Source organism: Sulfitobacter sediminis (assembly GCF_040811725.1).
GTDB lineage: Bacteria > Pseudomonadota > Alphaproteobacteria > Rhodobacterales > Rhodobacteraceae > Sulfitobacter > Sulfitobacter sediminis.
In genome coordinates, this window is the sequence record NZ_JBFNXX010000083.1 from 1 (window position 1) to 1469 (window position 1469).

Genomic DNA, 1469 nt, shown 5'->3' on the forward strand with positions numbered 1-1469 from the left:
GCAGGACAAAACTGACGCTCAAGAAATCTTCAGCTCACCAATTTGTACAACGGCCACTCTTCAGGAATTCCTTTGAGCATAACGGTTCCAAGCGGCGAAAATTCTCGACCTGATCCGACAACGAGGTCTCGAACGGTTCCAGAAACCCGAACTTCGTTTTCCTCTGCGATATCAGCTATTCGGGCGGAGATATTCACTGCAAGGCCTGTCAGGTCATTCCCACGCTTCAAACACTCGCCGGTATGGATCCCAGCGCGAATTTTCAGGCCGATCTTTTCGGCCTCAGCCCGAATTTCAGCAGCTGCCGCCAAAGCGTTGCTTGGCCCCCTGAAGGATGCCATTATCCCATCCCCAAGGGATTTAATGAGCTTACCATCGCACCTGGCTAGTGCACGCAATGCAGCGCTATCATGCTGTTCGATGATTTCACGCCAATTTGCATCCCCCAGTTTTGCGGCTTGCTGCGTTGAACCAACTATATCGGTCACCAAAATACTTAGCAGAACTCTGTCATCTAGCCTTGGCTTATCTGGTTTGGATACGAAATCAACGATCAGGTCTGCGACTTGATGTGTATCGCCCACCCAGGGGATATGGTCTTCTCGCTGAATCTCCAAATACTCAGCATTTGGCAGATGGTCCGCCAGATACTTCGCTTCAACAATATCTACGCTTCGATCTCCGTCCGCGTGTATCACCCGTGTGGGAGCTTGAATAGTCGGTAGAAGAACTCTGACGTCGTGCTCATAATTCAGTCTTGTGAGCCGGTCAGCCGTCTTCGGGCTACCTGACTGAACGATCAGTCTATTGAAGAAAGCTAACTCATCCGGATCATCCGCTACGCTCGGTGCAATGATCTCAAAGAAGTTGGAAAAGTCACCCCAATTGTCCACTTCATCTTCAATACCTTTTTCGAACTCAGCCCTTCTCTGACCGGATGGCCAATCGGGCTTCCATGCGCGACAGGGTCTGCATCCGAATAGCACAATTGAATTGACACGCTCGGGGTAGCTGGCGGCGAACATCAAAGCCATACTGCCGCCTTCACTCATCCCGAAAATCGAAGCTTGGTCCGCTTTTACAGCATCCAGTACCGCCCGAATGTCCTCCGACCGTTCTTCCAGCGTGGGCACACCTACATCCCGATCAGACATCCCAGTTCCGCGCTTGTCGAACAGGATGAGACGGCAGCTCTCAGCCAGACGGCTGAGAAACTCGTTGTACCCGGGATTCTCCCAGATGACGTCGATGTTTGATAACCATCCAGATGCGTAAATTAGATTTTGGGGGCCATCTCCAACCACTTGATAGGCGATGGCGACATCACCCGATCTGGTGAATCTCGTTTGAGGCTTAGGCAAGTTCATTCGGCGGCGCCTGATTACATATCCAAGAACTGTACTAAAACTTTGCCAGATGACAAATGCGGTCTTTTCCAACAAAAACACTATGGCTCCAATGGGCTCGTT

General features: G+C 50.9%; 1 protein-coding gene. It reads right to left on the reverse strand.

The genetic code is table 11. The features are described 5' to 3' along the window. Positions 1–29: 29 nt before the first annotated feature. Positions 30–1469, reverse strand: a 1440-nt coding sequence (locus AB2B41_RS23235; protein WP_367880207.1) for an adenylate/guanylate cyclase domain-containing protein, incomplete at its 5' end; no start/stop codon positions are given.